General features: G+C 58.8%; 22 protein-coding genes. 9 read left to right on the forward strand and 13 right to left on the reverse strand.

From position 1 onward, the window contains the following. Positions 1-124: 124 nt before the first annotated feature. The 4 genes from thrC to G5149_RS05210 form a co-directional block, all read right to left on the reverse strand. The gene (thrC, locus tag G5149_RS05195) at positions 125-1,399 is read right to left on the reverse strand and encodes a threonine synthase (protein WP_421211897.1); all 1,275 of its coding nucleotides are present in this window, start codon (positions 1,397-1,399) and stop codon (positions 125-127) included. Next, positions 1,396-2,388: a homoserine kinase gene (gene thrB / locus G5149_RS05200; protein ID WP_421211899.1), complete on the reverse strand. Its 993-nt coding sequence runs from the start codon at positions 2,386-2,388 to the stop codon at positions 1,396-1,398. The genes thrC and thrB overlap by 4 nt, the downstream gene beginning before the upstream one ends. A gap of 2 nt (positions 2,389-2,390) precedes the next feature. Further along, on the reverse strand, positions 2,391-4,868 hold the full coding sequence (gene thrA, locus G5149_RS05205; protein WP_421211901.1) for a bifunctional aspartate kinase/homoserine dehydrogenase I: 2,478 nt from the start codon (positions 4,866-4,868) through the stop codon (positions 2,391-2,393). Positions 4,869-5,118: 250 nt separating this feature from the next. Next, positions 5,119-5,826, reverse strand: a complete 708-nt coding sequence (locus G5149_RS05210) for a tRNA/rRNA methyltransferase (RefSeq protein ID WP_421211903.1) — start codon at positions 5,824-5,826, stop codon at positions 5,119-5,121. A gap of 206 nt (positions 5,827-6,032) precedes the next feature. Between G5149_RS05210 and aceK the strand changes: the two genes are divergently transcribed. After that, a complete protein-coding gene (gene aceK / locus G5149_RS05215) occupies positions 6,033-7,760 on the forward strand; it encodes a bifunctional isocitrate dehydrogenase kinase/phosphatase (RefSeq protein ID WP_421211905.1) in 1,728 nt (575 codons plus the stop codon). Positions 7,761-7,839: 79 nt separating this feature from the next. Here aceK and tesB read toward each other — a convergent pair whose 3' ends face one another. The 4 genes from tesB to G5149_RS05235 all read right to left on the reverse strand — a co-directional run bounded on the left by tesB (position 7,840) and on the right by G5149_RS05235 (position 12,240). Then, positions 7,840-8,706, reverse strand: a complete 867-nt coding sequence (tesB, locus tag G5149_RS05220) for an acyl-CoA thioesterase II (protein ID WP_019445657.1) — start codon at positions 8,704-8,706, stop codon at positions 7,840-7,842. A 142-nt stretch (positions 8,707-8,848) separates the two neighbouring features. Next, positions 8,849-10,036, reverse strand: a complete 1,188-nt coding sequence (uxuA, locus tag G5149_RS05225) for a mannonate dehydratase (protein WP_421211907.1) — start codon at positions 10,034-10,036, stop codon at positions 8,849-8,851. A 27-nt stretch (positions 10,037-10,063) separates the two neighbouring features. After that, positions 10,064-10,807 carry an FCD domain-containing protein gene (locus tag G5149_RS05230; protein ID WP_005347333.1) on the reverse strand — a complete coding sequence of 248 codons (744 nt, stop codon included), beginning with the start codon at positions 10,805-10,807 and terminating at the stop codon, positions 10,064-10,066. 116 nt (positions 10,808-10,923) lie between these two features. Next, positions 10,924-12,240, reverse strand: a complete 1,317-nt coding sequence (locus G5149_RS05235) for an MFS transporter (protein WP_005347334.1) — start codon at positions 12,238-12,240, stop codon at positions 10,924-10,926. Between the two features lie 316 nt (positions 12,241-12,556). Here G5149_RS05235 and G5149_RS05240 point away from each other — a divergent pair, with 316 nt between their 5' ends. From G5149_RS05240 to G5149_RS05255, 4 genes are read left to right on the forward strand one after another with little or no spacing between them, the layout of a single operon-like run. Next, positions 12,557-14,005: a fructuronate reductase gene (locus tag G5149_RS05240; protein WP_236345391.1), complete on the forward strand. Its 1,449-nt coding sequence runs from the start codon at positions 12,557-12,559 to the stop codon at positions 14,003-14,005. A 41-nt stretch (positions 14,006-14,046) separates the two neighbouring features. Next, positions 14,047-15,471 carry a glucuronate isomerase gene (uxaC, locus tag G5149_RS05245; protein WP_236345402.1) on the forward strand — a complete coding sequence of 475 codons (1,425 nt, stop codon included), beginning with the start codon at positions 14,047-14,049 and terminating at the stop codon, positions 15,469-15,471. Further along, positions 15,468-16,430, forward strand: coding sequence for a sugar kinase (locus G5149_RS05250; RefSeq protein WP_421211910.1), 963 nt, complete (start codon positions 15,468-15,470; stop codon positions 16,428-16,430). Before uxaC ends, G5149_RS05250 begins: the two co-directional genes overlap by 4 nt. 14 nt (positions 16,431-16,444) lie before the next feature. After that, positions 16,445-17,071, forward strand: a complete 627-nt coding sequence (locus tag G5149_RS05255) for a bifunctional 4-hydroxy-2-oxoglutarate aldolase/2-dehydro-3-deoxy-phosphogluconate aldolase (protein WP_216978359.1) — start codon at positions 16,445-16,447, stop codon at positions 17,069-17,071. Positions 17,072-17,181: 110 nt separating this feature from the next. On the opposite strand, the gene rluB is transcribed toward G5149_RS05255, so the two are convergent. From rluB to rnm, 5 genes are all read right to left on the reverse strand, one after another. Next, a complete protein-coding gene (rluB, locus tag G5149_RS05260; protein ID WP_005347347.1) occupies positions 17,182-18,105 on the reverse strand; it encodes a 23S rRNA pseudouridine(2605) synthase RluB in 924 nt (307 codons plus the stop codon). A 134-nt stretch (positions 18,106-18,239) separates the two neighbouring features. Then, the gene (gene scpB, locus G5149_RS05265) at positions 18,240-18,812 is read right to left on the reverse strand and encodes an SMC-Scp complex subunit ScpB (protein ID WP_005350230.1); all 573 of its coding nucleotides are present in this window, start codon (positions 18,810-18,812) and stop codon (positions 18,240-18,242) included. Beyond that, positions 18,796-19,665 (reverse strand): segregation and condensation protein A, encoded by an 870-nt coding sequence (locus tag G5149_RS05270; protein WP_005347349.1) that lies wholly within the window; start codon positions 19,663-19,665, stop codon positions 18,796-18,798. The genes scpB and G5149_RS05270 overlap by 17 nt, the downstream gene beginning before the upstream one ends. Beyond that, positions 19,658-20,278, reverse strand: coding sequence for an L-threonylcarbamoyladenylate synthase (locus G5149_RS05275; RefSeq protein ID WP_005338129.1), 621 nt, complete (start codon positions 20,276-20,278; stop codon positions 19,658-19,660). The genes G5149_RS05270 and G5149_RS05275 overlap by 8 nt, the downstream gene beginning before the upstream one ends. Positions 20,279-20,384: 106 nt before the next feature. After that, a complete protein-coding gene (gene rnm / locus G5149_RS05280) occupies positions 20,385-21,266 on the reverse strand; it encodes an RNase RNM (RefSeq protein ID WP_421211912.1) in 882 nt (293 codons plus the stop codon). A 436-nt stretch (positions 21,267-21,702) separates the two neighbouring features. Here rnm and G5149_RS05285 point away from each other — a divergent pair, with 436 nt between their 5' ends. The 4 genes from G5149_RS05285 to trpCF are packed head-to-tail and all read left to right on the forward strand — an operon-like array spanning position 21,703 to position 26,476. Further along, positions 21,703-23,337, forward strand: a complete 1,635-nt coding sequence (locus G5149_RS05285) for an anthranilate synthase component 1 (protein ID WP_005347353.1) — start codon at positions 21,703-21,705, stop codon at positions 23,335-23,337. Further along, positions 23,330-23,929 (forward strand): aminodeoxychorismate/anthranilate synthase component II, encoded by a 600-nt coding sequence (locus G5149_RS05290; protein ID WP_005347355.1) that lies wholly within the window; start codon positions 23,330-23,332, stop codon positions 23,927-23,929. The genes G5149_RS05285 and G5149_RS05290 overlap by 8 nt, the downstream gene beginning before the upstream one ends. 10 nt (positions 23,930-23,939) lie before the next feature. Beyond that, a complete protein-coding gene (trpD, locus tag G5149_RS05295; RefSeq protein WP_236345428.1) occupies positions 23,940-24,968 on the forward strand; it encodes an anthranilate phosphoribosyltransferase in 1,029 nt (342 codons plus the stop codon). Then, a complete protein-coding gene (trpCF, locus tag G5149_RS05300) occupies positions 24,968-26,476 on the forward strand; it encodes a bifunctional indole-3-glycerol-phosphate synthase TrpC/phosphoribosylanthranilate isomerase TrpF (protein ID WP_421211915.1) in 1,509 nt (502 codons plus the stop codon). Before trpD ends, trpCF begins: the two co-directional genes overlap by 1 nt. The last annotated feature ends 23 nt before the right edge of the window (positions 26,477-26,499 follow it).

Consider the following 26,499-nt stretch of genomic DNA (forward strand, 5'->3'; position numbering starts at 1 on the left):
GTAAAAAAGATCGCCAAATGACTTATATCCCAAGTCTGGTTGGCAAATAGCTTTACCCACAGAAATAAAAATCCCCCGTTACCGGGGGATTTTTTATTTCTATCGGTTATTTCAGCCAAGCAGCTTAGCCCACCAAAAACGCCCTTAACCGGGCAAACTCCGCTGGCAAATTAACGGAGAGCAGCGGCAGCTCGGCGTGTTTGGCCAGCGGGCCGGGCAGCGGCACATCGAGATTGAGGGTCTCGTCCACCGACTCCTTGAACTTGGCGGGATGGGCGGTGCAGAGGAACACCCCCACTTCATCCTCGGCCAGCTGTTCCCCCAGCAGATCCCAGGCAATGGCGCCGTGGGGTTCGCACAGGTAATCCAGCTGGTGCAGCCGTTTCAGCGCATCGCGGGTCTGGGCATCGTCACGCATGCCAGAACCCAGGGTCTCCAGCGCCCAGCCCTTGCGACGGCAGAGCTCTTCTACCCGCGGCCAGTTATTGGGGCGACTGACATCCATGGCGTTCGACAGGGTTGCCACTGTCTGGTGCGGCTCCCATTGACCGGTTTTCAGGTAGCGTGGCACGGTATCGTTGGCGTTGGTGGCGGCGATAAAGCGCTTCACCGGCAGCCCCAACGCCTTGGCGATAAGGCCAGCAGTGAGGTTGCCAAAGTTGCCGGACGGCACGCTGATCACCGCCTTGGCGCGGGAGGCTTTGGGCAACTGGGCAACGGCCTCGAAGTAGTAGCAAACCTGCGCCAACAGACGGCTGATATTGATGGAGTTGGCGGAGTTGAGGCCAATGGCCTTTTTCAGCGCTTCGTCGTCAAAGGCCTGTTTTACCAGCGCCTGACAAGCATCAAAGTCACCGTCGATGGCGATGGTGCGGATATTGCCGCCGAGGGTGCAGAAGAGCTTCTCCTGCAGCGGGCTTATCTTGCCTTTGGGATAGAGGATCACCACCTCGATCCCCTCCAGCCCGAAGAAGGCGTGGGCCACGGCGGCGCCGGTGTCGCCGGAGGTGGCGGTGAGGATAGTAATCTTGTCGTTGGTTCTAAAGGCCGCGAGGCACTGGGCCATAAAGCGGCCGCCGAAATCCTTGAACGCCAGGGTCGGGCCGTGGAACAGCTCGAGGGCATAGGTGCCATCTTTCAATTTGACCAGCGGCGCCGGGAAGGTGAAGGCGGCATTGATCAGCTCGCTCACCTTGGCGGCGGGCACTTCGTCCCCCAGCAGGTGGCTCAGGATGCGGGCAGAGCGTTCGGCCAGCGGCAGATCCAGCAGGGCATCCACATCGGCCAGCGGTTCGAGTTGTTCGGGGAAGAAGAGCCCCTGTTCGCGACCCAAGCCCTGACGCACCGCCTGCGCAAAGCTCACCTGTTCGCTGTTGTCCTTGATGTTGTAGAGATTCATAGCTCGCTTCCTGTTACCCGTGCCCCGGCCATGTCCAGTTTGCAGACCCGGGCAAATCCATCTTCGTTCTGCACGAAATGTGCTTCCATCCAATCCTTCATCCGCTCGGCCTGCGCCAGCTCCTTCATCACCACAAACACGGTGGGGCCGGAGCCGGAGATGCCGGTGGCGAGCGCCCCGTTCTGGGCCGCCTGCGCCCGCACCTCGGCAAAGCCTTCGATCAGCGCCGCGCGGTAGGGCTCGGCAATCACGTCTTTCAAGACGCTCGCCGCCAATCCCTCCTGCCCGGTGTAGCTGGCGTGGACAAAGGCAGCCAGGCGACGACCGTAGGTGAGGCAATCCTGACGGCGATATTGGGCCGGCAGAATGGCGCGGGCGGCAGCGGTAGAGACCACGGTACCCGGATAGCAGACCACCCAGTACCACTGATCGAACACCGGAATGCCCTGGCTGATAACGCCGTGCTCTTCCAGCACCAGCTGCATGCCGCCGAGATAACAGGGGGCCACGTTGTCGTAGTGAACGGAGCCGGAGATACGCCCCTCCATCTCCCCCATCAGCAGCAGCATGTCGTGCTCGTCGAGGGGCTCGCCGTGAAAGGCGTTGAGCCCTTCAAGGGCCGCCACCACGCTGCAGGCGCTGGAACCCAGACCCGAGCCCACCGGCAGGTTCTTCTCCAGCACCATTTCGAGCGGCTTGAGTTTAAGGCCGCGCTTCTCCAGCGCCTCGCCATAGGCGACCCAGCAGTCATGGAGGATATTCTTTTTCGGATCGTCCGGCAGCTTGTGGGCGTAGCGGCCCACGGATGAGAGCGCAAATGGCACCGCTGTTGCTGGGAGAGGGGCTTTCACCTGCACCCGATCGCCAAGCAGAGAGCCATCAACGGGGGCGAGCGCCGCCCCCAGTACATCGAATCCCACGCTCAGGTTGGCGCTGGAGGCGGGCGCGTAGGCGACCACACTACCGTTCTGATACATGTCTGAACTCATGCTTACAACTCCTGCTTCCAGTTCTGGGTGCGCAGAACGTCGGCAAAGACGCCCGCCGCGGTCACTTCGGTACCGGCGCCATAGCCGCGCAGCACCAGCGGGATCGGCTGGTAGTAGGTGGAGAAGAAGGCGAGCGCGTTCTCCCCGTCTTTGACCTTGAACAGCGGCTCGTCGCCACCGACCGCCTTGATGGCGACCTTGCACTTGCCACCCTCGATGGAACCCACATAGCGCAGCACCTTGCCTTCACGCTGGGCCGCGGCGAACTGGTCGCGGAACCAGCCATCGGCTTCTGGCAGACGAGCCATAAAGGCTTCCACGTCGCCACTGACGTCAAAGCCCGGCGGCAGCGCCTGCTCAACCTCGACATCGGAGAGCTCCAGCGCCATGCCCGCCTCGCGAGCCAAAATGAGCAGCTTGCGCGCCACATCCATGCCGTTGAGATCGTCGCGGGGATCCGGCTCGGTAAAGCCGTTGCTGCGAGCGATTTGGGTTGCCTCGGAGAAGGCCATCCCCTCATCCAGCTTGCCGAAGATAAAGGAGAGGGAGCCGGACAGGATGCCGTCGAAGGCGCGCAGCTTGTCACCGGCCTTGATAAGGTTCTGCAGGTTCTCGATAACCGGCAGACCGGCGCCGACGTTGGTCTCGTACAGGAACTTGCGGCGAGTCTGGCGGGCTGTGCGGCGCAGCGCCTTGTAGTAATCGAGCGAGCCGGTGTTGGCCTTCTTGTTCGGAGTCACCACATGGAAACCGGCGGCGAGGAAGTCGGCATACTGGACGGCAACTGCCTCGGAGGAGGTGCAGTCAACGATCACCGGGTTGATGATATGGCTATCTTCCACCAGCTTTTTCACCCCTTCCAGCGAGAAGCTGTCGCGGGCTTCCACCAGCTGTTCACGCCAGTTGGCGAGGTTCAGGCCATCCTTGTTGACCGCCATCTGGCGGCTGTTGGCGATGCCGACCACGCGAAGGCCAGTGCCCTGCTCGGCCAGCACCGGTTGCTGGCGGGCGATCTGATCCACCAGCGCGGCGCCGACGCCGCCGACCCCGACCACAAAGAGATCGATAAACTGCTGGCTGCCAAAGAAGTTCTGGTGGCACGCCTTGATGGCTTCCGCCACCTTGCGATCCCGCACCACCGCCGAAATGGAGCGCTCGCTGGAGCCCTGCGCAATGGCGACGATATTGATGGAGGCTTGCGCCAGCGAGGTGAAGAAGCGGGCCGCCATCCCTTTGCTGGTGCGCATGCCGTCACCTATTAGGGAGATGATCGCCAGATCGCTGATGATATCCAGCGGCTCCAGCAGCTGGTTTTTGAATTCCAGCTCGAACTCGCGCTCCAGCACCTTGCGAGTCTTATCCTGGTCGTAGCTGTGGATACAGAAGCTGACGCTGTACTCGGAAGAGGATTGGGTGATCAGCACGATACTGACCCCGGCGCGGGAGACGGCTGAGAAGATGCGACCGGCCATGCCGACCATCCCCTTCATGCCGGGGCCGGAGACGTTGAACATGCACATGCCGGCCAGATCGGAGATGGCCTTCACTTTCAGGTCATCATCGCCGCTCTCGGGTCCAATCAGGGTGCCCGGCCCCTGCGGGTTGAAGCTGTTTTTGATAAGGCAGGGAATGTGGAACTGGGCCACCGGCGCGATGGTTTTCGGGTGCAACACCTTGGCGCCGAAGTAGGAGAGCTCCATCGCCTCCTTGTAGGAGAGAGTTTTCAGTAAGTAAGCATCCGGCACCAGACGCGGGTCACAGCTGTAGCAGCCCTCGACATCAGTCCAGATCTCGCAGCACTCGGCATCGACGCAGGCAGCCAGTACGGCGGCGCTGTAGTCGGAGCCGTTGCGACCCAGCAGCACGGTTTCGCCCTTGTCGCTGCCACCGGTAAAGCCCGGCATCAGATAGAGGCATTGCTGCTTTTCTGCCACAACAGGACGCAAGCCCCTGGCGGCAAAGCGCACCCGGGAGGCTTCGATATCGACGTGGGCTTCCAGATAGCCGCCATCGGTCACCAGCAGCTCTTCCGGTACGATCAGCTCCAGATCCAGACCGCGCACCCGCAGCAGTTCGTGCATAAAGGCGATGGAGAGGTTTTCGCCACGACTCAGGATGCGCGCCTGCACGTTGTCCGGGCAGAGGCCCAGCAGACGAATGCCCTGCATCAGGCGCTCGACCTGATCCAGCTCGGCGGTGAGACGGGCCAGCAGTGCCTTGTCATCGAGCGCCGGATAGGCCGCCTTCAACCCGGCCAAGAGGCGGGAGAAGATGCCGTTGACTTCAAACAGGGTGGAACTGGCATCCATGCCGCGGCTGGTCTGTTCCACCAGCGCCACCAGATGATTGGTCACCTTGGCAGGTGCAGAGAGCACCAGGGCTACCTGAGATTGGCCGTGGGTGTTGACCGCAATATCGGCCACCCGTAAAAAACGCTCTGCATCGGCCAGTGAAGACCCGCCAAATTTCAACACTCTCATCGCTTTCTCTCCCTGTAAATCTATGAAATTCAATCTAAAAACCAATCCAACAAAAAGGCCCGTACTGGGTGGGTACGGGCCTTTTCTGATTTCTGTGCTTGTTCGTCAGCGCATCAACCGGCCCCAGTGCCACCTGTGGTGGTACCGGTAATAATGGTGGTGGTGATGACGTTGGTGAATAACTGCATGACGAACACTCGTTGACGAAGCTGGCTTTTAGCAATACCGCGGCGGGCGATGGGCTGTCAACTTAAACCTCTTTGCCAAGTTTGCGCGCAAGGTCTTTGCAGAGCAGGTGGAGCATGTTCAAATCCCGCTGCGGCAGCATGGGTACCCGGTCCATCACCCATTGATGCAGTTTTTCATCCTGCGAAACTCCGAGTTCACCCAGCAATTCTGCTGTTTTGCTTTTCAGCACCCGAACCTGCCCAGCGTTATCAAAATTTTCTGCTACCGCAGCGGCACCGTCGGCGTTCAGCTCATCCATCAGCTGACTCATCTCGTAGGCGTAGAGCATGATCGCCTGCCCCAGATTGAGGGACGGGTAGCTCACCTTGAGGGGCAGATAGCTGATGAGGTCGACCTCGGCCAGCTGCTCGTTGGAGAGGCCAGACTCTTCGCAGCCAAAAACGATGGCCACCTTGTTGAGGGAAGGCTTGGCGCGGATCTGCTCGCGGATCTCCCCCGGCGTGAGGTAGTGCTGGTAGCGACCACGCTGGCGGGCGGTGGTGGCGATCACCAGATCCATGTCGGCCAGCGCCTCGGGCAGGGTATCGAACGCTTCGGCCTGAGTCAGGATCTCCTGGGCGCCGTGGGCCACCCAGCTCGCCTCCTCCTCTTCGTGTACCCGGCTCGCCACCAGTCGCATGGCATCGAATCCCATGGTTTTCATGGCGCGGGCAGCCGCCCCCACGTTCGCAGGTCGGGCAGGTGCCACCAGGACAAAATAGAGCTTCATCGGATTTCCTCACAGGCCGGACGGCCTCTCAAACAGACAGCAAACAGTCGCTAAACCATCACCAAAACAGGGGCGCAATCTACCGTTTATCCCCGAAAATTGCCACTTGAACAGACGTTTGAATGTTGCGATAGTGGCCTGACGCACGCCTTTTTTGCGCCCGTTTTCCGGCGCGTTCGGCCCGAAGAATCACAAGGAAGAGAGAGATGCAGCAGCCATTGGAACAGGCCGTCGCCGAGACCATCTTGCAACGGTTCGAGTCGTTTTACAGCCGGTTTCTCGAGATCACCCGCGGCAGCAAGAGCCGCTTCGAGAACAGCGACTGGCTGGGGGTGCAGCTGGCAGGGCGCGAGCGTATTCGCCTCTATGACCACCATGTAGGGGCCACCGCCAGCTCCATCCGCCAGATGATGGGGGAGCACCACGCCACCCAGGAGCTGCTCAAGCGGGTCAAAAGTGCCTTCAGCGATCTGCTGCCCCGTTGTGACAACTTCGAGGTGGCGGAATCCTTCTTCAACTCCGTCTATCGCCGGATCTTCCGCCATCGCAATATCCGCGACGAAAACCTCTATATCCACCCCTTTGTCAGCCGTGGCGAAAAACCGGACTTAAGCGCCCTGCTGCGGATCTATCGCACCGATCTGGCCCACTTGCCGCAGACGTTGAGCCAGCTTTTGGGGGATTACAGCTTCACCCTCCCCTACGAGGACAAGCAGCGGGATATTGTCGACATCCACCGCCATCTTGCGGAGAACGGCCCGCAAATACTCCATGACGAGCCCTTTGCCATCGAGCTGCTCAAAGAGGTGTTCTACCGCAACAAGGGGGCCTATCTGGTGGGACTGATCCGGGCCCGGGATCAGGTCTTCCCCTTTATTCTGCCCCTGCTCAGCACAGGCCAGAGCATCTATGTGGATACAGTTATCTTCGAGCCGGATCTCGCCTCCATCGTGTTTGGCTTCGCCCGCGCCTACTTTATGGTCTATGCCCGCGAACCGGCGCTGTTTGTCGCCTTCCTGCGTCAAATCATGCCCCACAAGCCCGATTACGAGATCTACAACGCCATCGGCTGCCAGAAGCACGGCAAGACCGAGCTCTATCGCCACTACCGCCACCATCTGGCACAGAGTCGGGATCAGTTCATCATCGCCCCCGGCATCAAGGGGATGGTGATGAGCGTGTTTACCCTCCCCTCCTACGATGTGGTGTTCAAGGTGATAAAAGACGAGTTCACTCCCCCGAAGGATGTGAGCCACGAGCAGGTAAAGGCGAAATACCGGCTGGTTAAACAGCACGATAGGGTTGGCCGGATGGCCGATACCCAGGAGTTCACCAACTTCGAGTTTCCGCTGGATCGCATCTCGCCGGAACTGCTTGCCGAACTCAAGACGGTGGCGCCCTCGGCACTCACCATCAGCGACGACAAGCTGGTGATCAAGCACCTCTATACCGAGCGCAAGATGATCCCCCTCAACCTCTATCTGGACAAGGCGGACGAGCAGCAGACCCGCCTCGCGCTGGAGGAGTACGGCAACGCCATCAAGCAGCTGGCGGCGGCCAACATCTTCCCGGGGGACATGCTGTTCAAGAACTTTGGCGTCACCCGTCACGGCCGGGTGGTCTTCTACGACTACGACGAGATCTGCTACATGACGGAGTGTAACTTCCGCCAGATCCCGCCGCCGCGCTACCCCGAGGATGAGTGGAGCGCCGAGCCCTGGTACTCGGTGGCCCCCAACGACATCTTCCCCGAGGAGTTCGCCACCTTCCTGCTGCAAAAGCCGCAGGTGCGGGAGATCATGCTGCAGTTGCACAAGGAGATGTTCGACGCCAACTACTGGAAGATGCTGCAGAGCAACATCAAGGTGGGGGTGTTCGAGGATGTCTACCCCTACCGGCGCAAGAAGCGCTTCAAGTACCAGCGCGGCGGCTGATCCCGCAGAGTCCGCGCACATCGCAGCAACGAAAACGGGGTGGCCAAAGCCACCCCGTTTTGCTATCCGCTTTGAGGCCTTAACTGCCGCGACGGCGGATCACCCCCTCCTGCATGGTGCTCGCCACCAGCATGCCATCACGGGTAAAGAACTGACCGCGCACCAGACCACGACCGCTGCTGGCGCTCGGGCTGTCTACCACGTAGAGCAGCCAGTCGTCGAAGCGGAAATCCCGGTGGAACCACATGGAGTGGTCGATGGTGGCCACCTGCATATCCGGCTCCCAGTAGGACACCCCGTGCGGCTGCAGCGAGGTGAGCAGGAAGTTGAAGTCGGAGGCGTAGGCCAGCAGGTATTTGTGCACCCGCAGATCGTCCGGCATCTGGCCGTTGGCCTTGAACCAGACGTGGCGTACCGGATCCTGCACCGTCGGGCGAATAGGGTCGACCAGCGTCACCGGGCGCATCTCGATGGGCTGCTCGCAGAGGATCTTGTCGCGCAGAGAGGCCGGGATCAGGTTCTCGTAGGGGCGCACCAGCTCCAGCTCGCTCTTGAGCTCCTCCGGCGGGGTGATGCCGGTCGGCATCTGCGCCTGATGCTCGAAACCATCGGCCGGCACCTGAAACGAGGCGTTGAGATAGAAGATGGGCTTGCCGCCCTGAATCGCCTTGACCCGGCGGGTGGAGACGGTCTGGCCGTCACGGATATTCTCCACGTCATAGACGATGGGACGGGTCACATCCCCCGGACGCAGGAAGTAGGAGTGAAAACTGTGAACCTGACGACCGGTCTCAACCGTCTGCTTGGCAGCTGACAAGGCCTGCCCCATTACCTGTCCGCCAAACACGGCCCGCAGACCGAGATCCTGGCTCTGGCCCCGAAACAGGCCCTCCTCGATTTTTTCCAGCGCCAGCAACGCCAGCAGCTCATCAAGTACCTTGCTCATCGTTCACTCCTCTGTCAGAGCCGCACAGGCTAACAAGAGCTGATCCGGGGCGCAATCTTTTGACTGGCAATCAAGGATTTCCGGAAAGAAGAAAGGAGGCTCGATAGCCTCCTGTCTTCTATTCAACCAGACACGATAATGGTCAGTTATTTGAGAAAAAGGCCTTGGTTATACCCATTTCCAATCCCCTCACTTCAGCCAGCCCTTTAAGACGACCAATACATGAGTATCCGGGATTTGTTTTCTTCTTCAGATCATCAATCATCTGATGACCATGATCTGGCCGCATGGGGATAAGTCTATTATCACCACCTTTCAGTCGCCGTTGCTCTTCACGTACAATTTCCAACACCACATTATACATGTCGACATCACCATCAAGGTGAGCCGCTTCGTGGAATGTCTTCGGATTATCTTCCCGCTTGGTTGAACGCAAATGGGTGAAGTAAATACGATCCCCATAACGCTTGATCATATCAACCAGATCATTATCCCCACGCACACCATAAGAGCCGGTACACATGGTAATACCATTGGCCTGACTGGGAATTCGGTTAACCAGCCATGCGATATCCTCAATGGTGGAGACGATACGCGGCAACCCTAGGATCGGGCGGGGAGGATCATCCGGATGGACAGCTAAACGGACGCCTGACTCTTCACACACAGGTACGATTTCATCGAGAAAATAGGCCAGGTGCTCCCGCAAACGCTCTTTGTCGATATCCTTGTATTTATCCAACTGCGCCTGAAATGCCTCCAGGGTATAACCCTCTTCAGCACCAGGTAAGCCGGCAATGATATTCCGGGTCAGTGTCTCTATTTGCTCCGGGCTCATTTCATTAAAGTAGCTGAATGCCTGTTGCTGCTCTTCCGGTGAGTATTCGTGCAAGGCACCTGGGCGCTTGAGGATGTAGAGCTCAAAGGCGGCAAACGCAATATGGTCAAAACGCAGGGCTCGGGAACCGTCCGGCATCTCGTATTCCAGATCGGTTCGGGTCCAGTCCAGTACGGGCATGAAGTTATAGCAAATCGTGTCGATGCCACATGCAGCCAGATTACGGATCGACTCTTTATAGTTCTCTATCCATTGCTGATACTGGCCAGAATGTGTCTTGATCTCTTCATGTACAGGTACACTTTCAACTACCGACCAGGTTAAACCTTTTTCTTCAATTAATGCTTTGCGAGCGAGTATCTCGTCTTTATTCCAGATCTGACCATTTGGTATATGATGCAGGGCAGTCACAATACCAGTTGCCCCCGCCTGTTTGATATCATTCAAGGTTACCGGGTCATTAGGCCCATACCAGCGCCATGTTTGTTCCATTACTACCTCTTGGTTTAAATTCGTTCGCTAACTTGAAAATCTGACTGGATAAGAGCCAAACAAAAATCCGTCAAACTCGGGAGCATCAACATCTGACAACTCCATCAATCGCTGTTTGACATTCTCTAAATGGGTCCACATCGCCAGTTTGGCTGCCGCAGGATCTTTTTTTTGCATTGCAGACAAGATTGCAACATGGTCATTCAACCACTCTTTGCGATATTCAGTAGTGGCAATCCGGTCATGCAAATGCTGCCACATCGGGTTATTTTCTCGACTAACCCAAGACTGGCGCCACAATGCCACCAGCATGTTGTTATGAGTCGCTTCGGCTATTGCCAGGTGAAAATTCATATCACCCTCTTCACCCTCACCACTCTCGACATCACGACGTTCGGCCTCCAGGGCTGCGCGCATTTTTTGTATATCTGACGGAGTCACCTGAATGGCGGCAAACTCTGCGATATTGCTCTCCAGCAATTGCCGGGCTTGCAGCAGTTCAAAAGGTCCCATCACGGTGTCATTCGGGCTGAAATTTGGCTCGGAGGGGATCGCAATGACATAAATACCGGACCCCTTCTTCACTTCTACAAAACCTTCAATCTCGAGCATGATGAGAGCCTCTCTCACCACAGAGCGCCCCACTCCCACCTGTTCAGCAATGTCGCGCTCAGGAGGAAGACGGGAGCCCAAGGCGTACTTGCCTGAAGCCAACTCTTCCTTGATAAACTCACCAACTTCACGATATTGACGCTTTACTTCAACACTCATGGCTTGCTCTCAAATTGGTAGCGTAGTTTTCCAAAATGGTAAGCAACCAACAACAATTGGTCAACCAAAGTAATCATGATATCCAGTATCAACACCTTGGAAACCCTCTGACATGCTTATGAGAGCGTTGTTGCAGCCTTCTCCATGTGAAGATGAGTCAACCTCTGGGCTGCCGGCTCTTTTAGCAATACCCACAGCACAACGGCACCCACCAAGTCAAAGACACTGAGGCTAATGAAGAAAGGCCCATAACCAATAATTGCCACCAAGGCCCCCATCACCAGAGTGAACGATAGCTGGCCAATCCAGGCTGCCGAACCCGCAAGACCAACGACTGTCGCCACTTCATTCTTCTTGAAAAGGTCTGCCGACATGGTAATAACCACGGTTGACAACGTCTGGTGAGCAAATCCACCGATACTCATCAAGGCAATCGCCACGTAGGGATCCTTAATAATACTGACAAAGCCAATTGCCAACATAAGTATCGCCCCAATGGTGAAAGTAGCTCGCCGCGCATTCAGTGTTGTCATATTAAGTTTTTCCATGAAAAACTTTGCAATAAATCCACCCGCAATACATCCGAAATCAGCAGCAAGAAATGGTAACCAGGCAAACATGGCAATTTCTTTAAGAGGAAGATGCATTACCGAAGTCAAGTATAGAGGCATCCAAAAACTGAGCGTTCCCCAAGCTGGGTCTGCTAGAAACCTTGCTATTGCCAAGCCCCAAAAATTACGCTGTTTGATAATTTCTTTTATTTCAGGCTTACCCTCATTGGCTGTGAGATGTTTCTCTTGCCCCTCTTCTATATATGTCAGCTCGTTCTGGGAAATCCATTTATGTTTTCTGGGGGAGCGATATACAAGAAACCAGGTGATCGCAAAGAGGATCCCCACACCTCCGGTGATTATGAATGCCATTTCAGTGCCTAACCCACTGCTTTCAAAGGTTAGCATTGCCCAGACTACCAACGGAGGAGCAAGCATGGCTCCGACTGAGGTGCCAGCGTTAAACAATCCACCGGCAATGCCACGCTCCTTGGCTGGAAACCATTCGGCACTGGCTTTCATCCCTGCTGGAATAGCCGCAGCCTCCGTCAACCCCATGCCGCCACGCAATACCGCCAAACTAATCCAGCCGCCAGCAAATGCATGCGCCATATTAAATAGAGACCAAGCGACTGCAAAAATAAAAAAGCCTACTTTCAAACCAATCATATCGATTATATAACCAGCAATCGGCTGTGCAATTGTGTAACATATCTGAAATGCACTTACGATCCATGAATATTCTTTTTCTGTAAAATTCAGCTCACTCATTACTTGAGGTGCGGCAACACTCAATGAGCTGCGGGATAAATAGTTGACTATTGTGCCAAGACAAACCAAGGCGATGATATACCACCTCAAGTTTTTAACTTTGATGCTCATAATGAATCCTTCAACCACCAATTTAAATGAGTCAGGCCACATCAAGGCATATTGACTACTGCGATGTGCGGCCATCATCTTGAGGTGACAGCCATAGATCAACCAACTTAACTCATTTGGTTGATCTCGATCTCAAAAAAAGATCTATTTGGTCAACCAAAATAGACTTATGGCTGACCTGGAGATAGCATGCAGAGGCTGATATCCCAGTTACCCATACAAGTCATGTCACGACACGCAACGGTTGGCTGACGTCTGTGGCGCCAACCAGCGACTCTGGTGATGTGCAAAAATTTATAAATCGAGGCAAGAAAAGATGAAGAACAAGCTGAGTGAATTGATGTTGAGCCCCTATCCGCGAGCAGCACTGCGAAACCGGATAGTTCATATCGGCTTCGGCGCGTTTCATCGAGCCCACCAAGCCTTGATTACCCATGAGACGCTCGCAGCTGGCGGAGGTGACTGGGGGATCTGCGAGGTCAACCTGTTCGGTGGAGAGGAGCTGATCCGTTCGCTCAGAGCACAAGACCACCTCTACACCGTGCTGGAGAAGGGGGCCGAGAGCGTACACCCCAAAGTGATTGGTTCTGTGGTGGAGTCACTGCATCCCACCTTTGATGGCATGTCCGCCATCCTAGAGAAGATGGCAGAACCGCAAGTCGCCATTGTATCCATGACGATCACTGAAAAAGGCTATTGTGCAGACCCTGCCACCGGGCAGTTCAACCCGCAGAATCCGTTGATCCAGCACGACTTGCTGCACCCTGATGCCCCCACTTCCGCCATCGGCTGCATCGTTGCCGCCCTGCGCCTGCGCAAAGAGCGTTGCCTCCCTCCCTTTACTGTCATGTCTTGCGACAACGTGCAGGAAAATGGTCATGTTGCACGTCAGTCCATTCTGGGATTTGCCGAACTGCTCGATGGAGAGCTGGCATCCTGGATCCGTGAGCAGGTCACCTTTCCTTGCACCATGGTCGACCGCATCGTACCTGCAGCCACCCCGGAGACACTGGCCGAGATTGAGCAAGCCATTGGTGTGGCTGACCCCTGTGGTATTGCCTGCGAGCCATTCCGACAATGGGTGATTGAAGATAATTTCGTCAATGGCCGACCGGACTGGGATCTGGCCGGTGCCGAATTTGTCAGCAATGTCGTGCCCTTTGAAGAGATGAAATTGCGCATGCTGAACGGCAGCCACTCATTTCTCGCCTATCTCGGCTACCTCGGCGGCTATGCCCATATCGCAGACACCATGACCAATCCGGCCTACCGCCAGGCAGCACTTGATCTGATGCTCAATGAACAGGCGCCAACCCTGAACATGCCTGTTGGAACTGATCTCGAGGGCTATGCCCAACAACTGATCGCCCGTTTCACCAACCCCTCGCTCAAACACCAGACCTGGCAAATCGCCATGGATGGCAGTCAAAAGCTGCCACAACGCATGGTCGACTCCGTCCTCTTCCATCTGAAGAACGGCAGTGATTACCGGCATCTGGCATTGGGCATCGCCGGATGGATGCGTTATGTCAGCGGTGAGGGAGAAAACGGTGAGGAGATCGATGTCAGGGATCCCCTGCTACCCCGCTTCCAGGCGATCTATGCAGAGCACGGCCTCAGTTGCAACGTGGTCAAACCGTTGCTGGCCATTGAGGCCATCTTTGGCCCGGAACTGCCGCAACAGGGTGCTTTTGTCGATGCGGTCACTCGGGCTTATCAAGGACTGCTTGACCACGGCGCCCGTCACTGCGTCGCTGCGCTCTAATCACCATATCTGGCAATGACAGGGCCAAGGGAGAAATGAATATGAAGTCTTTCCTGTGTAAGGATTTTCTGTTGAACAGCGATGCGGCACGTCATCTCTACCATGACTATGCCGCTGATATGCCTATCTATGACTACCACTGCCATCTCAATCCACGGGAGATTGCCGAAGATCGCCGATTCGATGATCTGGGCCAGATCTGGCTGGAGGGGGACCATTACAAATGGCGAGCCATGCGCAGCGCCGGTATCCCGGAGGCTCTGATCACCGGAAAAAACAGCAGCAGTCGTGACAAGTTCAATGCGTGGGCACAGACAGTCCCGCAAACGCTGGGTAACCCTCTCTATCACTGGACCCATCTCGAACTGCGCCGCCCCTTCGGTCTGGAGGGTATCACCCTGGCGCCAAACACCGCCGACAAGGTATGGGATCACTGCAACGAACTGCTCGCCACCCCGGCATTTTCCGCCCGCGGGTTGATGCAGCAGATGAATGTCCGCATGGTCGGTACCACAGATGATCCGGTGGATTCACTTATCTATCATCGCCAGATTGCCGAGGACCCCGGTTTTGCTATCGAGGTGCTCCCCAGCTGGCGCCCCGACAAGGTATTCAAGATCGAGCAAGCCGGTTTTGCTGACTACATTGGGGCATTGGGTGCCGCCGCCGATGTCGACATTACTACCTTTGCCGACTTGCTGACCGCGCTGGAACGGCGCCTTGAACACTTCGCCCGACATGGTTGCCGGGCAGCGGATCACGGTATCGAAGTAGTGCGTTATGCACCAGTTCCCTCCGATGCGACCCTGACTCAACTGCTCCAGCGCCGACTGGCCGGAGAGGTGCTGGACGGATCGCAGATTGCAGCCTTCTCCACTGCCGTTCAGGTATGGCTCGGCCGTCAATACGCCAAGCGAGGCTGGGTGATGCAGTTGCATCTGGGCGCTCAACGTAATAACAACAGCCGCATGTTCACTCTGCTTGGCGCAGACTGTGGCTTTGATTCTATCGGAGACAAGCCGTTTGCCTGGGAGCTTGCTCATCTGCTGGATGAGATGGATCAAACCGATGAGCTGCCCAAGACCATCCTCTATTGCCTTAACCCTCGTGATAACGAGGTGCTGGCAACCATGGCGGGCAACTTCCAGGGGGGAGGTATTGCAGGCAAGATCCAGTTCGGCTCTGGCTGGTGGTTCAACGATCAGAAAGATGGTATGCAGCGCCAGCTGGAGCAGCTCTCTCAACTCGGCCTGCTCAGCCAGTTTGTCGGCATGTTGACCGACTCCCGCAGCTTCCTCTCCTACACTCGCCACGAGTATTTCCGCCGTATTTTGTGCGACATGGTGGGGCGCTGGATCGAGCAGGGCGAAATCCCCAGTGATCTGCAGCTGTCCGGGAAAATGATCCAGAATATCTGCTATCACAATGCAGCCCGCTACTTTCAACTGCCAGGAGCCCGGGGATGAAACGGATTGCCCTGCTCGGGGAGTGCATGATTGAGCTCAATGGCACGCCTTTTGGCGACATGCAGCAATCATTCGGGGGCGATACCCTCAATACCGCCATCTATCTCGCGCGTGCCTCCCAACCCACCGATATCCAGGTGAGTTATCTGACCGCCATGGGCCAGGATCCTCTCAGCCAGCAAATCATCGTGCGCTGGCAACAGGCCGGGATCGACACCAGCGCGGTGCTCATCGACCAACAGCGCCATCCCGGCCTCTATCTTATCCAGCTTGATGAGCACGGCGAGCGCACCTTCCTCTACTGGCGCAACGATTCGGCTGCCCGTTACCTGATGCAGCATCCGCAGTTGCCACGGCTCAAGCAGGCCGTCAGCGACGTGGATGCGCTCTATCTCAGCGGTATTTCGCTGGCGATCCTGCCCGCGGCAGATCGGCAGGCGCTGCTGCTGTGGCTGGCTGAACTGCACCGGGCGGACGTGGCGATCATCTTTGACAGCAACTATCGCCCCGCCCTGTGGCAGAGTCCGGCCGACGCCCGGGCCTGTTACCAGCAACTGCTAGCCATCACTACGCTGGCTCTGGTCACCGACGACGATGAGCAGGCCCTGTGGGGGGACGAGGATGTGACCCGGACCCTGCAGCGCCTCAAGGCGGCCGGGGTGCAGCAGGCGGTAGTCAAACAGGGGGCGGCTGGCTGCTGTTACCAGGCCCTGCAAACCGGGGAACCTGCCATCACTATCCCTACCCAAGCGGTCAGCAAGGTGGTGGATACCACCTCGGCCGGTGACTCCTTCAATGCCGGTTTTCTGGCTGGCTACCTGCAAGGACGGGCGATCGACGAGTGCGCCCGCATGGGCCACCGACTGGCGGGGATAGTCATTCAGCACAAGGGGGCAATTATTCCGGAAAGTGCAACCCGCAGTGTCACCGACAGCTTCATCAAACCGGCATCACACTAAACGAGGTCAACCAAATGTCATCCATTACTGAACAACTGCAAGCCCTGAAAGTGATCCCGGTGATCGCCATCGAGCAGGCTGAAGATATCATTCCACTGGGGGCGGCACTGGCCAATAACGGCCTGCCGGTTGCCGAGATCACCTTCCGCTCCGCTGCCGCGGTCGAGGCGATCCGGCTGCTGCGCCAGAGCCAACCTGAGATGCTGATTGGCGCGGGCACTGTGCTCAACCGCGAGCAGGTGATCGCAGCCAAAGAGGCAGGGGCCACCTTTATCGTCTCCCCCGGCTTTAACCCGAACACCGTCAAGGCCTGTCAGGAGCTGAACATCCCGATCATCCCTGGAGTCAATAATCCCAGCACCATTGAAGCGGCGCTGGAGATGGGGCTGACGACGCTGAAGTTCTTCCCGGCCGAAGCATCAGGTGGTAGCGCGATGATCAAGGCGCTGCTGGCACCTTATACCCAGATCACGCTGATGCCCACCGGCGGGATCTCGACTCACAATATCAATGAATATCTGGCGATCCCGCGGGTCATTGCGTGTGGTGGTTCCTGGATGGTCGACAAGAAACTGATCGCAGAGAAACAGTGGGAAGAGATCGGCCGACTCACTCGTGAAGCGGTGGCACAGGTCCAATAATATTGCCGCCAGGCAACGCGCTGACAAAAAAGCCCGCACCAGATGGTGCGGGCCTTTTATTTGGCCGACGGCGCACTTGAACGGCACGCAGTTCGCAACGGGTTGTCGGCTTACTTGCTGCCGGTACCTGAGTTGCGGGTAGAGGCTTGCGGCTTGCGACGGGCGGTGGTGGCGCGAGCGCGCGGCTCTTTGCCCTGCATCTCTTTGTGACGCTGCACGGCGCGACGGATCTGGGCGGCCTGCTTGTGGCGGCTGGTTTTGCCATCCTGCTGCAGATCGACCTTGGATTCGGTCTCCGGCGGCAGGTTGACCAGACCGCGCAGGTAGTTCACTTCCGGCAGTTTCAGCTCTTGCCAGCCGCCGCGCGGGATGCCGCGGTCCAGCTTGACGTCGCCGTAGCGGATCCGCATCAGGCGGCTCACCTGCACTTCCTGGGATTCCCACAGGCGGCGCACTTCACGGTTGCGTCCTTCGGTCAGGGTGACGTTGAACCACTGGTTCAGACCCTCACCGCCAGCCGGTTTGATCTTGTTGAACTTGGCGGTGCCATCTTCCAGCTGCACGCCCTTGCGCAGACGCTGCAGCATGGCTTCGGTGATCTCGCCAAAGACACGTACCGCGTATTCCCGCTCCACTTCGTGGCTCGGGTGCATCAGTCGGTTGGCCAGTTCACCGTCGGTGGTGAACAGCAACAGACCGGAGGTGTTGACGTCGAGGCGACCGACGGCGATCCAGCGGGCACCTTCCATCTTGGGCAGACGATCAAACACGGTGGGACGACCTTCCGGATCGTGACGGGTACACATCTCCCCTTCCGGCTTGTGGTAAGCCAGTACGCGGCAGATCACTTCCTCTGCGGCACGGGTCTTGACCTGGTGACCATCAACCCGGATCACGGCGTTCACTTCGACGCGATCCCCCAGCGTGGCGACCTTGCCATCCACACTGACCCGACCTGCGGTGATCAGGGCCTCCATCTCACGACGGGAGCCGTGACCCGCGCGGGCCAACACTTTTTGCAGTTTTTCACTCATCGGGGTTACCTGATTGTTGATCGCTGCCCACTGGTAAAAGGGGCAACGGGGTTAACTGTAACAAACGCCGGTTGGAGCACTCGCCACAGTTGAAAAATGTATATCTCGGTGACATCGGCACGCTTGGGCGCCATTCACCGGGCATCGCTCTCCCCGTCCACCGCAGAGGGCAACAAGGGTTGCAGCTCCGGATCCAGCTCGGGGAGCTGCTCCAGACTCTGCAGATTAAAGTAATCCAGAAACTCTCTGGTGGTGGCGAGCAGCTCGGGGCGACCCGCCACCTCTTTGTGGCCAATGCTGCGCACCCAGCCACGCTCTTTCAGGGTATTCACTATCTGGCTCGACACCGCCACCCCGCGGATCGCTTCGATCTCGGCCCGGGTGATGGGTTGGCGATAGGCGATCAGGGTCAGCGTCTCCATCACGGCGCGGGAATAGCGCGGCGCCCGCTCGCTCCAGAGCCGCGAGAGTTCTTCGGCATACTCCTGACGCGCCTGAAAGCGCCAGCCGGAGGCGACCTCTTTGAGTTCGACACCTCGCGAGCTGTAATCTTGCCTGATCTCGGCCAACAGCAGCTGAACATAGCGGCTGGTCACGGGATAATCGGCCAGCACGCTGCTTTTCAGTTCGCTGACATTGAGCGGACGACCGGCCACAAACAATGCCGCTTCGATCAAGGTCTTGAGTCGTTCAGTGGGCAGCGCCACGGTTGCCCTCCTCGCTCTGCTCGGCCAATGCGAAATGGATTGGGCCGAGTGGTTCAGCCTGCAGGATCCAGATCAGTTGCTCCTTGCACAGCTCCAGCAGGGCCAGAAACGTCACCAGTACCCCCATGCGCCCCTCTTCGGCACGCAGCACCTGCTCAAGGCGCAGGGTCTGCCCCAGCGTGAGCATGGCAAGGATCTCCGCCATGCGCACCCGGGTCGGGATCTGTTCACGGCGGATCTGGTGATGTTCGAAATGAGTCGCGCGTTTTACCACACTTTGCATGTAAAGGGCGAGCTCAACCAGCGAAACATCGGGCGCCAGTGGCTTGAGGGCGCCAAAATCGGGGGGCAAGGCGGCTGCGATATAAATCTCCCGCTCCACCCGTGGCAGCTCATTGACCCTCTCCGCCCCTACCTTGTAGCGCTCGTACTCCTGCAGGCGGCGGATCAGGGTCACCCGCGGGTCTTCTCCCTCATCTTCATCCTCCAGCTCCGGCGCCTTGGGCAGCAGCAGGCGGGATTTGATCTCCGCCAGCCAGGCTGCCATCAGCAGATACTCAGCCGCCAGCTCAAGGTTGAGCCCCTGCATCAGCTCCACGTACTCCATGTACTGGGCTGTGATCTGCAGGATCGGCAGGTTGAGGATATCGAGCTGCTGGCGCCGGATGAGATAGAGCAGCAGATCGAGCGGCCCCTCGAAGGTATCGAGGAACACCTCCAGCGCATCGGGCGGGATGAACAGGTCCTGGGGCAGCTCGTGATAGGGCTGCCCCAAGACTTTCGCGATGGGTAGCGCGGCGCCAGTCCCCGTCTCGGCGGAAGGAACTGTCACCGGTTCAGCGACATCACTCAAACGGGGTCGGGTCTCCGGCGCCGCGACGACGCAATACCGGCTCGTCGTCAGAGAAATCGACCACTGTGGTGGGCTGCTCGCCCAGATAACCGCCGTTGACCACCAGATCGATCTGCTTGCCCAGCTTGTCGAAGATCTCTTCCGGGTCAAACTCGGCCATCTCGGAGTCCGGCAGGATCAATGTGGTGGAGAGCAACGGCTCGCCGAGGGCTTCCAAGAGCGCCTGAGCAATCTTGTTGTCCGGCACCCGGATACCGATGCTCTTCTTCTTCTCGTTCATCAGGCGGCGCGGCACCTCTTTGGTCGCCTTGAAGATGAAGGTGTAGGCACCCGGGGTGTTGTTCTTGATCAGGCGAAATGCGCTGTTGTCGACCTTGGCGTAGGTGGAGATCTCGGAGAGATCGCGGCACACCAGGGTGAAGTCGTGGTTGGCGTCGAGGCGACGGATGCGGCAGATGCGCTCCAGCGCGCCTTTGTCACCCATCTGGCAACCCAGCGCATAACCGGAGTCGGTCGGATAGACGATGACGCCGCCATTCTGGATGATCTGTACCGCCTGACCGATCAGACGGGCCTGGGGGTTTTCCGGATGTACGTAAAAATGCTGACTCATGGCTTGTTCTCGCAATGGGGGCAGCAATACCTGCCCGCTCGTATGGTCACGGGTCAAAGACCCATGACACTACCTTAACCTGTTTGTGGTCGCTTCGCTGGTGCCGTTAGCGACTCGCCAGCAGCTCGGCATGCTGTTCGGGGGTGAGCCCAAAGTGACCGGGATAGGCCAACCAGACCGGCATGCCCTCTTTTGGCAACCATAGGTGGCGACCCAGCTCGGTCCAGTTGGACGGAAAGTGAAAATCCGATCCCACCGAGATATAGAGGTCGTGATCCTTGGCCCACTGGCCCAGATTGGCCCGCTCCTGCGGGCTCTGCTGGGGCAATGAGACCTCCATGGCATCGCCACCGGCCGCCTTGAAGGCCACCAGCAGCCGCTTGATCCACTTGGCGGTGAGATCGTAACGGCTGGGGTGAGCCAGCACCGCCAGCCCACCGGCGCCGTGAATAGCCGCGATGGCTTCGCTCATCTCGGGCCACTCGGCCGGGGCATAGCCTTTATTGCCACGGCTCAGGTACTTTTTGAATACCTTCTGCATGTTGTCGGCTACCCCGCGCGCCACCAGCACCCGGGCAAAGTGGGCGCGGGTCACGGCGGCGTCACCGGCGAGCGCCTTGGCCTCTTCATAGGTACCGGGGATGAGGCACTTCTCCAGACGACGCCCGATTTCCAGCGCACGCGCTTCGCGACGTGCCAGCTGACCGGCCAGAAAATCGGTCAGCTGCACATTTTTTTCATCCACTCCCAGCGCCACGATATGAATTTCGTGATGCTCCCAGCCAGTGGAAATTTCCACCCCGCTGACCAGCCGCAGCGGCAGTTGCTCGGCTGCGATGGTGCGGCGCACCTCATCAAGCCCGGCGAGGGTATCGTGGTCAGTAACCGCTAACACCTCGACCTGTTTTTCGGCAGCGCGGCGCACCAGTTCGGCTGGGCTCAGCACCCCGTCGGAGGCAGTGGTATGGCAGTGAAGATCGAATCTCATCAGGTTATTCCGCTCTCGTGGTCAGGTCACCATTCATGGCAAATCGGTGAAAGAAGGCTAAAAAGCGACTTGACTTGGCCGCGGCTTTATCGTTTTCTGTAGGCACTTCATTGCAAACATCTTTTTACAGGACTTTATCATGCAAACGACTTCCATCCTGACCATCTGGTGGTGGCACACTCCCTGACATGCGGGCGTGTGGTCGTTGCTGTACCTGTAAACTGACAGCAAATTAAGAACCCAAAGAAAAAGCCCGCTGACCCCAGCGGGCTTTTTTATTATCCGGCAAATGGACCTGTGATGAAACCGAGAATTCAGACAAGCAAGCTGACCTGGCGATGGCGCCCCTGAACCAGCCACCCCGGACCAATTAAATTTCTAAGGAATTCAACGTCATGAACATCGGTAACACGCATCACACGCAAGGGAACGCACTATGACAGCCACACATCGCCTTCCTCTGGGTGAATTCGATACCCTCAAGCTCAACGCCCCCTATGTGGCCGACCCGCTGGCGCTCTATACCCGCCTCTGTCAGGGCCGCCCCAACAACCTGCTGCTGGAATCGGTGGAGATCGACTCCAAGGCAGGCAAACAGAGCCTGCTGCTGGTGGATGCCTGCCTGCGCATCGAGTGCCGTGGTCGCACCGTGCGGGTTCGCAGCCTGAACGACAACGGCGCCCAGTTGCAAAGCCTGCTGGCCGAACGGCTGCCTGCGGTGGTGGCCCGCTCGCTGGTCGATGGCGAGCTGCAACTCGACTTCCCTGCCTCCGATCGGGAGCAAGACGAAGATTCCCGCCTCAAGGGGAGCAGCGTGCTGGACGTGCTGCGCACCCTGCAGCGGGAGCTTGATTGCCAGTTGGGTAAAGAGGCGCTCTTTATGGCGGGCAGCTTTGCCTACGACCTGATCGCCTCATTTGAAGATCTGCCCGACGTGCCGGAAGGGAGCAACGACTGCCCCGACTACTGCTTCTATGTGGCCGAAACCCTGATCACCATCGATCATATCGAACGCACCACTCAACTGCTCGCCTGCATCTTTGGCGGCGACAGCGACGAGAGCCAGGTGGAAGACAGATACACCCGCCTGACCGAACGGCTCACCGACTTCAAACAGATTTGCCAGCAACCCCTCTGCGCCGAGCTGACCACCAAGCCCCTGACCGGTGGCATGAGCGTGGACAAGAGCGACAAGCAGTTCTGCGCCGAGGTGGAGAAGCTCAAGGGCTTTATCCGCCGTGGCGACATCTTCCAGGTGGTGCCGTCCCGCTGCTTCTCCCTGCCCTGCCCTAGCCCCCTGGCCGCCTATCGCCGCCTCAAGCAGACCAATCCCAGCCCCTACATGTTCTACGTGCAGGATGAGGGCTTCACCCTGTTTGGCGCCTCGCCGGAGAGCGCGGTGAAATTCTGCGCCGCCAGCCGCGATGTGGAGATGTACCCCATCGCCGGTACCCGCCGCCGCGGTTTCAACCCCGATGGCAGCATCAACCGGGATCTCGATGGCCGCATCGAGCTGGAGCTGCGTCAGGACGAGAAAGAGGTGGCCGAGCACCTGATGCTGGTGGATCTGGGCCGCAACGACATCGCCCGCATCTCGGAACCGGGTACCCGTTACGTCAAGGAGCTGCTGAAAGTGGATCGCTACAGCCACGTGATGCACCTGGTCTCCAAGGTGGTCGGCACCCTGCGCTCAGACCTTGACGCCCTGCACGCCTATCAGGCCTGCATGAACATGGGCACCCTCACCGGCGCCCCCAAGATCCGCGCCAGCGAGCTTATTCGCATGGTGGAAGGCAAGCGCCGCGGCAGCTACGGCGGTGCGGTTGGCTACATCAACGGCGCAGGCGAGATGGATACCTGCATCGTCATTCGCTCGGCGTTTGTCAAAGATGGCGTGGCCCATGTGCAAGCCGGTGCCGGGGTGGTCTATGACTCCAAGCCCCAGGCCGAAGCGGACGAAACCCGCGCCAAGGCGGCCGCCGTGCTGGCCGCCATCGCCGCCAGCCATGGCACCTCCCTGCAAGCCCTGAGCGCCCAGCAGGAGCAACATAAGGACGTGAGCCATGACTAATATCTTCCTGCTCGACAACTTCGATTCATTTACCTACAACCTCGTCGATCAGTTCCGCTCCCTCGGTTATCCGGTGCGGATCTACCGCAACAGCCTGCCGGCGAGCCGCATCATGAGCGAGATCGCCGCCTGCGAAGGGGACGCCGTGCTGGTACTCTCGCCGGGCCCGGGTGCCCCCCACGAGGCGGGTTGCCTCATCGACCTCATCAAGCTGGCACGTGGTCAGGTGCCCATCCTCGGCATCTGCCTCGGCCATCAGGCCCTGTGCGAAGCCTACGGCGGCACCGTCGGCGCAGCGGGCGAGATCGTCCACGGCAAGCGTTCGTTGATTGAGCACAACGGCCACGGCGCCTTCGCCGGTCTGCCGAGCCCGCTGCCGGTGGCCCGCTACCATTCGCTGGTCGCCACCTATGTACCGGAAGAGCTGACGGTGATTGCCCACTATCAGGGCATGCCCATGGCCATCGAGCAGCAGGATGAGCGGGTACTGGGCTTCCAGTTCCACCCGGAATCCATCATGACCTCGGAAGGGGCCCGCCTGCTGACTCAGGCGCTCGCCCACATCACCCGTCCAGTTAGCAGTGTGCGGTAAGGAGACCAACATGCATCAACATCTCAACACCCTCTATCAGGGTCAGTCTCTGAGCCGTGAAAGTACCCGCGACGCCTTCGGTCAGGTGGTACGTGGCGAAGTGGACCCCATAGTTCTCGCAAGCCTGCTGACTGCCCTCAAGATCAAGGGGGAGACCCCGGAGGAGATCGCCGGCGCCGCCGAGGCTCTCTTGGCTGAAGCGCGCGACTTCCCGCGTCCGGATTATGAGTTCTGCGACATCGTCGGCACCGGTGGCGATGGCCTCAACACCATCAACGTCTCCACCACCTCGGCGCTGGTCGCCGCCGCCTGCGGCCTGAAAGTGGCCAAGCACGGCAACCGCTCGGTCTCGAGCAAGTCTGGTTCGAGCGATCTGCTCGACAAGATGGGCATCAAGCTCGACATGAGCCCGGCGCAGGCGCGTCGCTGTCTGGATGAACTCGGCATCTGCTTCCTGTTTGCCCCCCAGTACCACGCTGGCGTGCGCCACGCCATGCCGGTACGTCAGGCCCTCAAGACCCGCACCCTGTTCAATGTGCTGGGGCCGCTTATCAACCCCGCTCGCCCCACCTATCAGCTGATGGGAGTCTATGCCCCCGAGCTGGTGCGCCCCATCGCAGAAACCCTGCTGGCACTGGGGCTGAAAACCGGTATGGTGGTGCACGGTGCCGGGCTGGATGAAATCGCCATCCACGGCCCGACCCAGGTGGCCCAGATCCGTGACGGCGAGATCCGCGAGTTTCTGCTCACCCCGGCTGACTTTGGCCTGGAGACCTATCCAGTCAGCGCCATTCAGGGGGGTGAGCCTGAAGAGAACCGCGCCATCACCGCCGCCATTCTGGAAGGGCGTGGCACCCCGGCCCACAACGCCGCCATCGCCGCCAATGTGGCGCCGTTGCTGCTGATGGCGGGTAAGGCGAAAGATCTCAAGAGCGCGGCGGCCGAGGTGCTGGCGGTGCTGGCGAGCGGCAAGACGGCGGATCTCGCCGCTAGGCTCGCCACTTTAAGCCATCAGGATGCGGGCCATCAGGAGGCATGATGTCAGCCACCACATTGCACAGCAGTCATTCAGAACGCCCGCAGGGCAAGAGCCAGTTTCGCAAGGATAACGAGATGTCAGACCTTATTGCCCCCCATGCATTTCTGAACATGGCCTCCATCAGCCAGACCATTCTCGGCAAGATCGTGGCGGCCAAGCAGGAGTGGGTTGCCGCCCGCAAACTGGCCCAACCGCTGGAGCGCTTCCAGCGCGCGCTGACCCCCAGCGATCGGGATTTCGTCGGGGCACTCAAGGCGGGCTCCACCCGCTTTATTCTGGAGTGCAAGAAGGCCTCCCCCTCCAAGGGCTTGATCCGCGATGATTTCAGCCCGGAGGCGATCGCCGACATCTATGGCAAATACGCCACCGCCATCTCGGTGCTGACCGACGAGAAGTTCTTTCAGGGGGATTTCGCCTTCCTGCCACGGGTACGCGGTCGCGTATCGCAGCCGGTGCTCTGCAAGGATTTCATGATTGACCCCTATCAGGTCTATCTGGCCCGCCACTATCAGGCGGACGCCATCCTCTTGATGCTCTCGGTGCTCACCGACGAGGGCTATCGCGCCCTGTTCGCGGTCGCCAAGGATCTGGGCCTTGGCGTGCTCACCGAGGTGAGCAACGAAGAAGAGCTGACCCGCGCCATCGCCCTTGGCGCGCCGGTGATCGGCATCAACAACCGGGACCTGCGCGATTTGAGCGTCGATCTCGCCCGCACAAAACAGCTGGCCAAAGACATTCCAAGCGATCGGGTAGTGATCAGCGAGTCCGGCATCAACCAGCGCGCCCAAGTGGCGGATCTGCGCCACCACGCCAAGGGCTTTCTGGTGGGCTCATCGCTCATGGCCGAGCCGGATCTGGAGGCTGCGGTGCGCAAGCTGGTACTGGGCCAGAACAAGGTGTGCGGCCTCACCCGCGCCGAGGATGCCGCCGCCGCCCATCAGGCGGGTGCGGTGTTTGGCGGTCTGATTTTTGTGGCGAAAAGCCCGCGCTATGTGGACATTCCCGCCGCACGCGCCGTAATGGCGGGCGCGCCGCTCGCCTATGTGGGGGTATTTCGCAACGCCCAGCCCGCCACCATCGTCAAGACGGTGGAGGCTCTGAACTTGGCGGCAGTCCAGCTGCACGGGGATGAAGATGCCGCCTATATCGAGGGGCTGCGCGCACTGCTGCCAGCTGGCTGCCAGATCTGGAAGGCCGTAGGCGTCTCTCTCGGCAAAGAAAGCGGCGAGCCGCTGCCCGCCCTAGACTACCCAGCCGATCGCCTGCTGCTCGATACCAAAGTGGGTAGCCAGAGCGGCGGCACCGGTCAGGCGTTCGACTGGGCCATGCTGGCCACCCTCGACAAGAGCAAACTGATGCTGGCGGGCGGCCTTAACCCCGACAACGCCCTGCAGGCGGCGCAAGTGGGCTGCCTCGGCCTTGATTTCAACTCCGGGGTGGAGAATGCCCCGGGCCAGAAGGATGCGCACAAGCTGGCGGCCGCCTTTGCCGCCCTGCGCGACCTGTAACGCAACCCTTTTCGATATTTCGA

It is taken from the genome of Aeromonas sp. 600479 (assembly GCF_049175515.1).
Classification (GTDB): Bacteria; Pseudomonadota; Gammaproteobacteria; order Enterobacterales; family Aeromonadaceae; genus Aeromonas; species Aeromonas veronii_A.

Bases quoted from the DNA above. Each gene is read 5' to 3' on its own strand.
- thrC (WP_421211897.1), bottom strand. From the start codon at position 1,399: ATGAATCTCTACAACATCAAGGACAACAGCGAACAGGTGAGCTTTGCG.
- thrB (WP_421211899.1), bottom strand. From the start codon at position 2,388: ATGAGTTCAGACATGTATCAGAACGGTAGTGTGGTCGCCTACGCGCCC.
- thrA (WP_421211901.1), bottom strand. From the start codon at position 4,868: ATGAGAGTGTTGAAATTTGGCGGGTCTTCACTGGCCGATGCAGAGCGT.
- G5149_RS05210 (WP_421211903.1), bottom strand. From the start codon at position 5,826: ATGAAGCTCTATTTTGTCCTGGTGGCACCTGCCCGACCTGCGAACGTG.
- aceK (WP_421211905.1), top strand. From the start codon at position 6,033: ATGCAGCAGCCATTGGAACAGGCCGTCGCCGAGACCATCTTGCAACGG.
- tesB (WP_019445657.1), bottom strand. From the start codon at position 8,706: ATGAGCAAGGTACTTGATGAGCTGCTGGCGTTGCTGGCGCTGGAAAAA.
- uxuA (WP_421211907.1), bottom strand. From the start codon at position 10,036: ATGGAACAAACATGGCGCTGGTATGGGCCTAATGACCCGGTAACCTTG.
- G5149_RS05230 (WP_005347333.1), bottom strand. From the start codon at position 10,807: ATGAGTGTTGAAGTAAAGCGTCAATATCGTGAAGTTGGTGAGTTTATC.
- G5149_RS05235 (WP_005347334.1), bottom strand. From the start codon at position 12,240: ATGAGCATCAAAGTTAAAAACTTGAGGTGGTATATCATCGCCTTGGTT.
- G5149_RS05240 (WP_236345391.1), top strand. From the start codon at position 12,557: ATGAAGAACAAGCTGAGTGAATTGATGTTGAGCCCCTATCCGCGAGCA.
- uxaC (WP_236345402.1), top strand. From the start codon at position 14,047: ATGAAGTCTTTCCTGTGTAAGGATTTTCTGTTGAACAGCGATGCGGCA.
- G5149_RS05250 (WP_421211910.1), top strand. From the start codon at position 15,468: ATGAAACGGATTGCCCTGCTCGGGGAGTGCATGATTGAGCTCAATGGC.
- G5149_RS05255 (WP_216978359.1), top strand. From the start codon at position 16,445: ATGTCATCCATTACTGAACAACTGCAAGCCCTGAAAGTGATCCCGGTG.
- rluB (WP_005347347.1), bottom strand. From the start codon at position 18,105: ATGAGTGAAAAACTGCAAAAAGTGTTGGCCCGCGCGGGTCACGGCTCC.
- G5149_RS05275 (WP_005338129.1), bottom strand. From the start codon at position 20,278: ATGAGTCAGCATTTTTACGTACATCCGGAAAACCCCCAGGCCCGTCTG.
- rnm (WP_421211912.1), bottom strand. From the start codon at position 21,266: ATGAGATTCGATCTTCACTGCCATACCACTGCCTCCGACGGGGTGCTG.
- G5149_RS05285 (WP_005347353.1), top strand. From the start codon at position 21,703: ATGACAGCCACACATCGCCTTCCTCTGGGTGAATTCGATACCCTCAAG.
- G5149_RS05290 (WP_005347355.1), top strand. From the start codon at position 23,330: ATGACTAATATCTTCCTGCTCGACAACTTCGATTCATTTACCTACAAC.
- trpD (WP_236345428.1), top strand. From the start codon at position 23,940: ATGCATCAACATCTCAACACCCTCTATCAGGGTCAGTCTCTGAGCCGT.
- trpCF (WP_421211915.1), top strand. From the start codon at position 24,968: ATGTCAGCCACCACATTGCACAGCAGTCATTCAGAACGCCCGCAGGGC.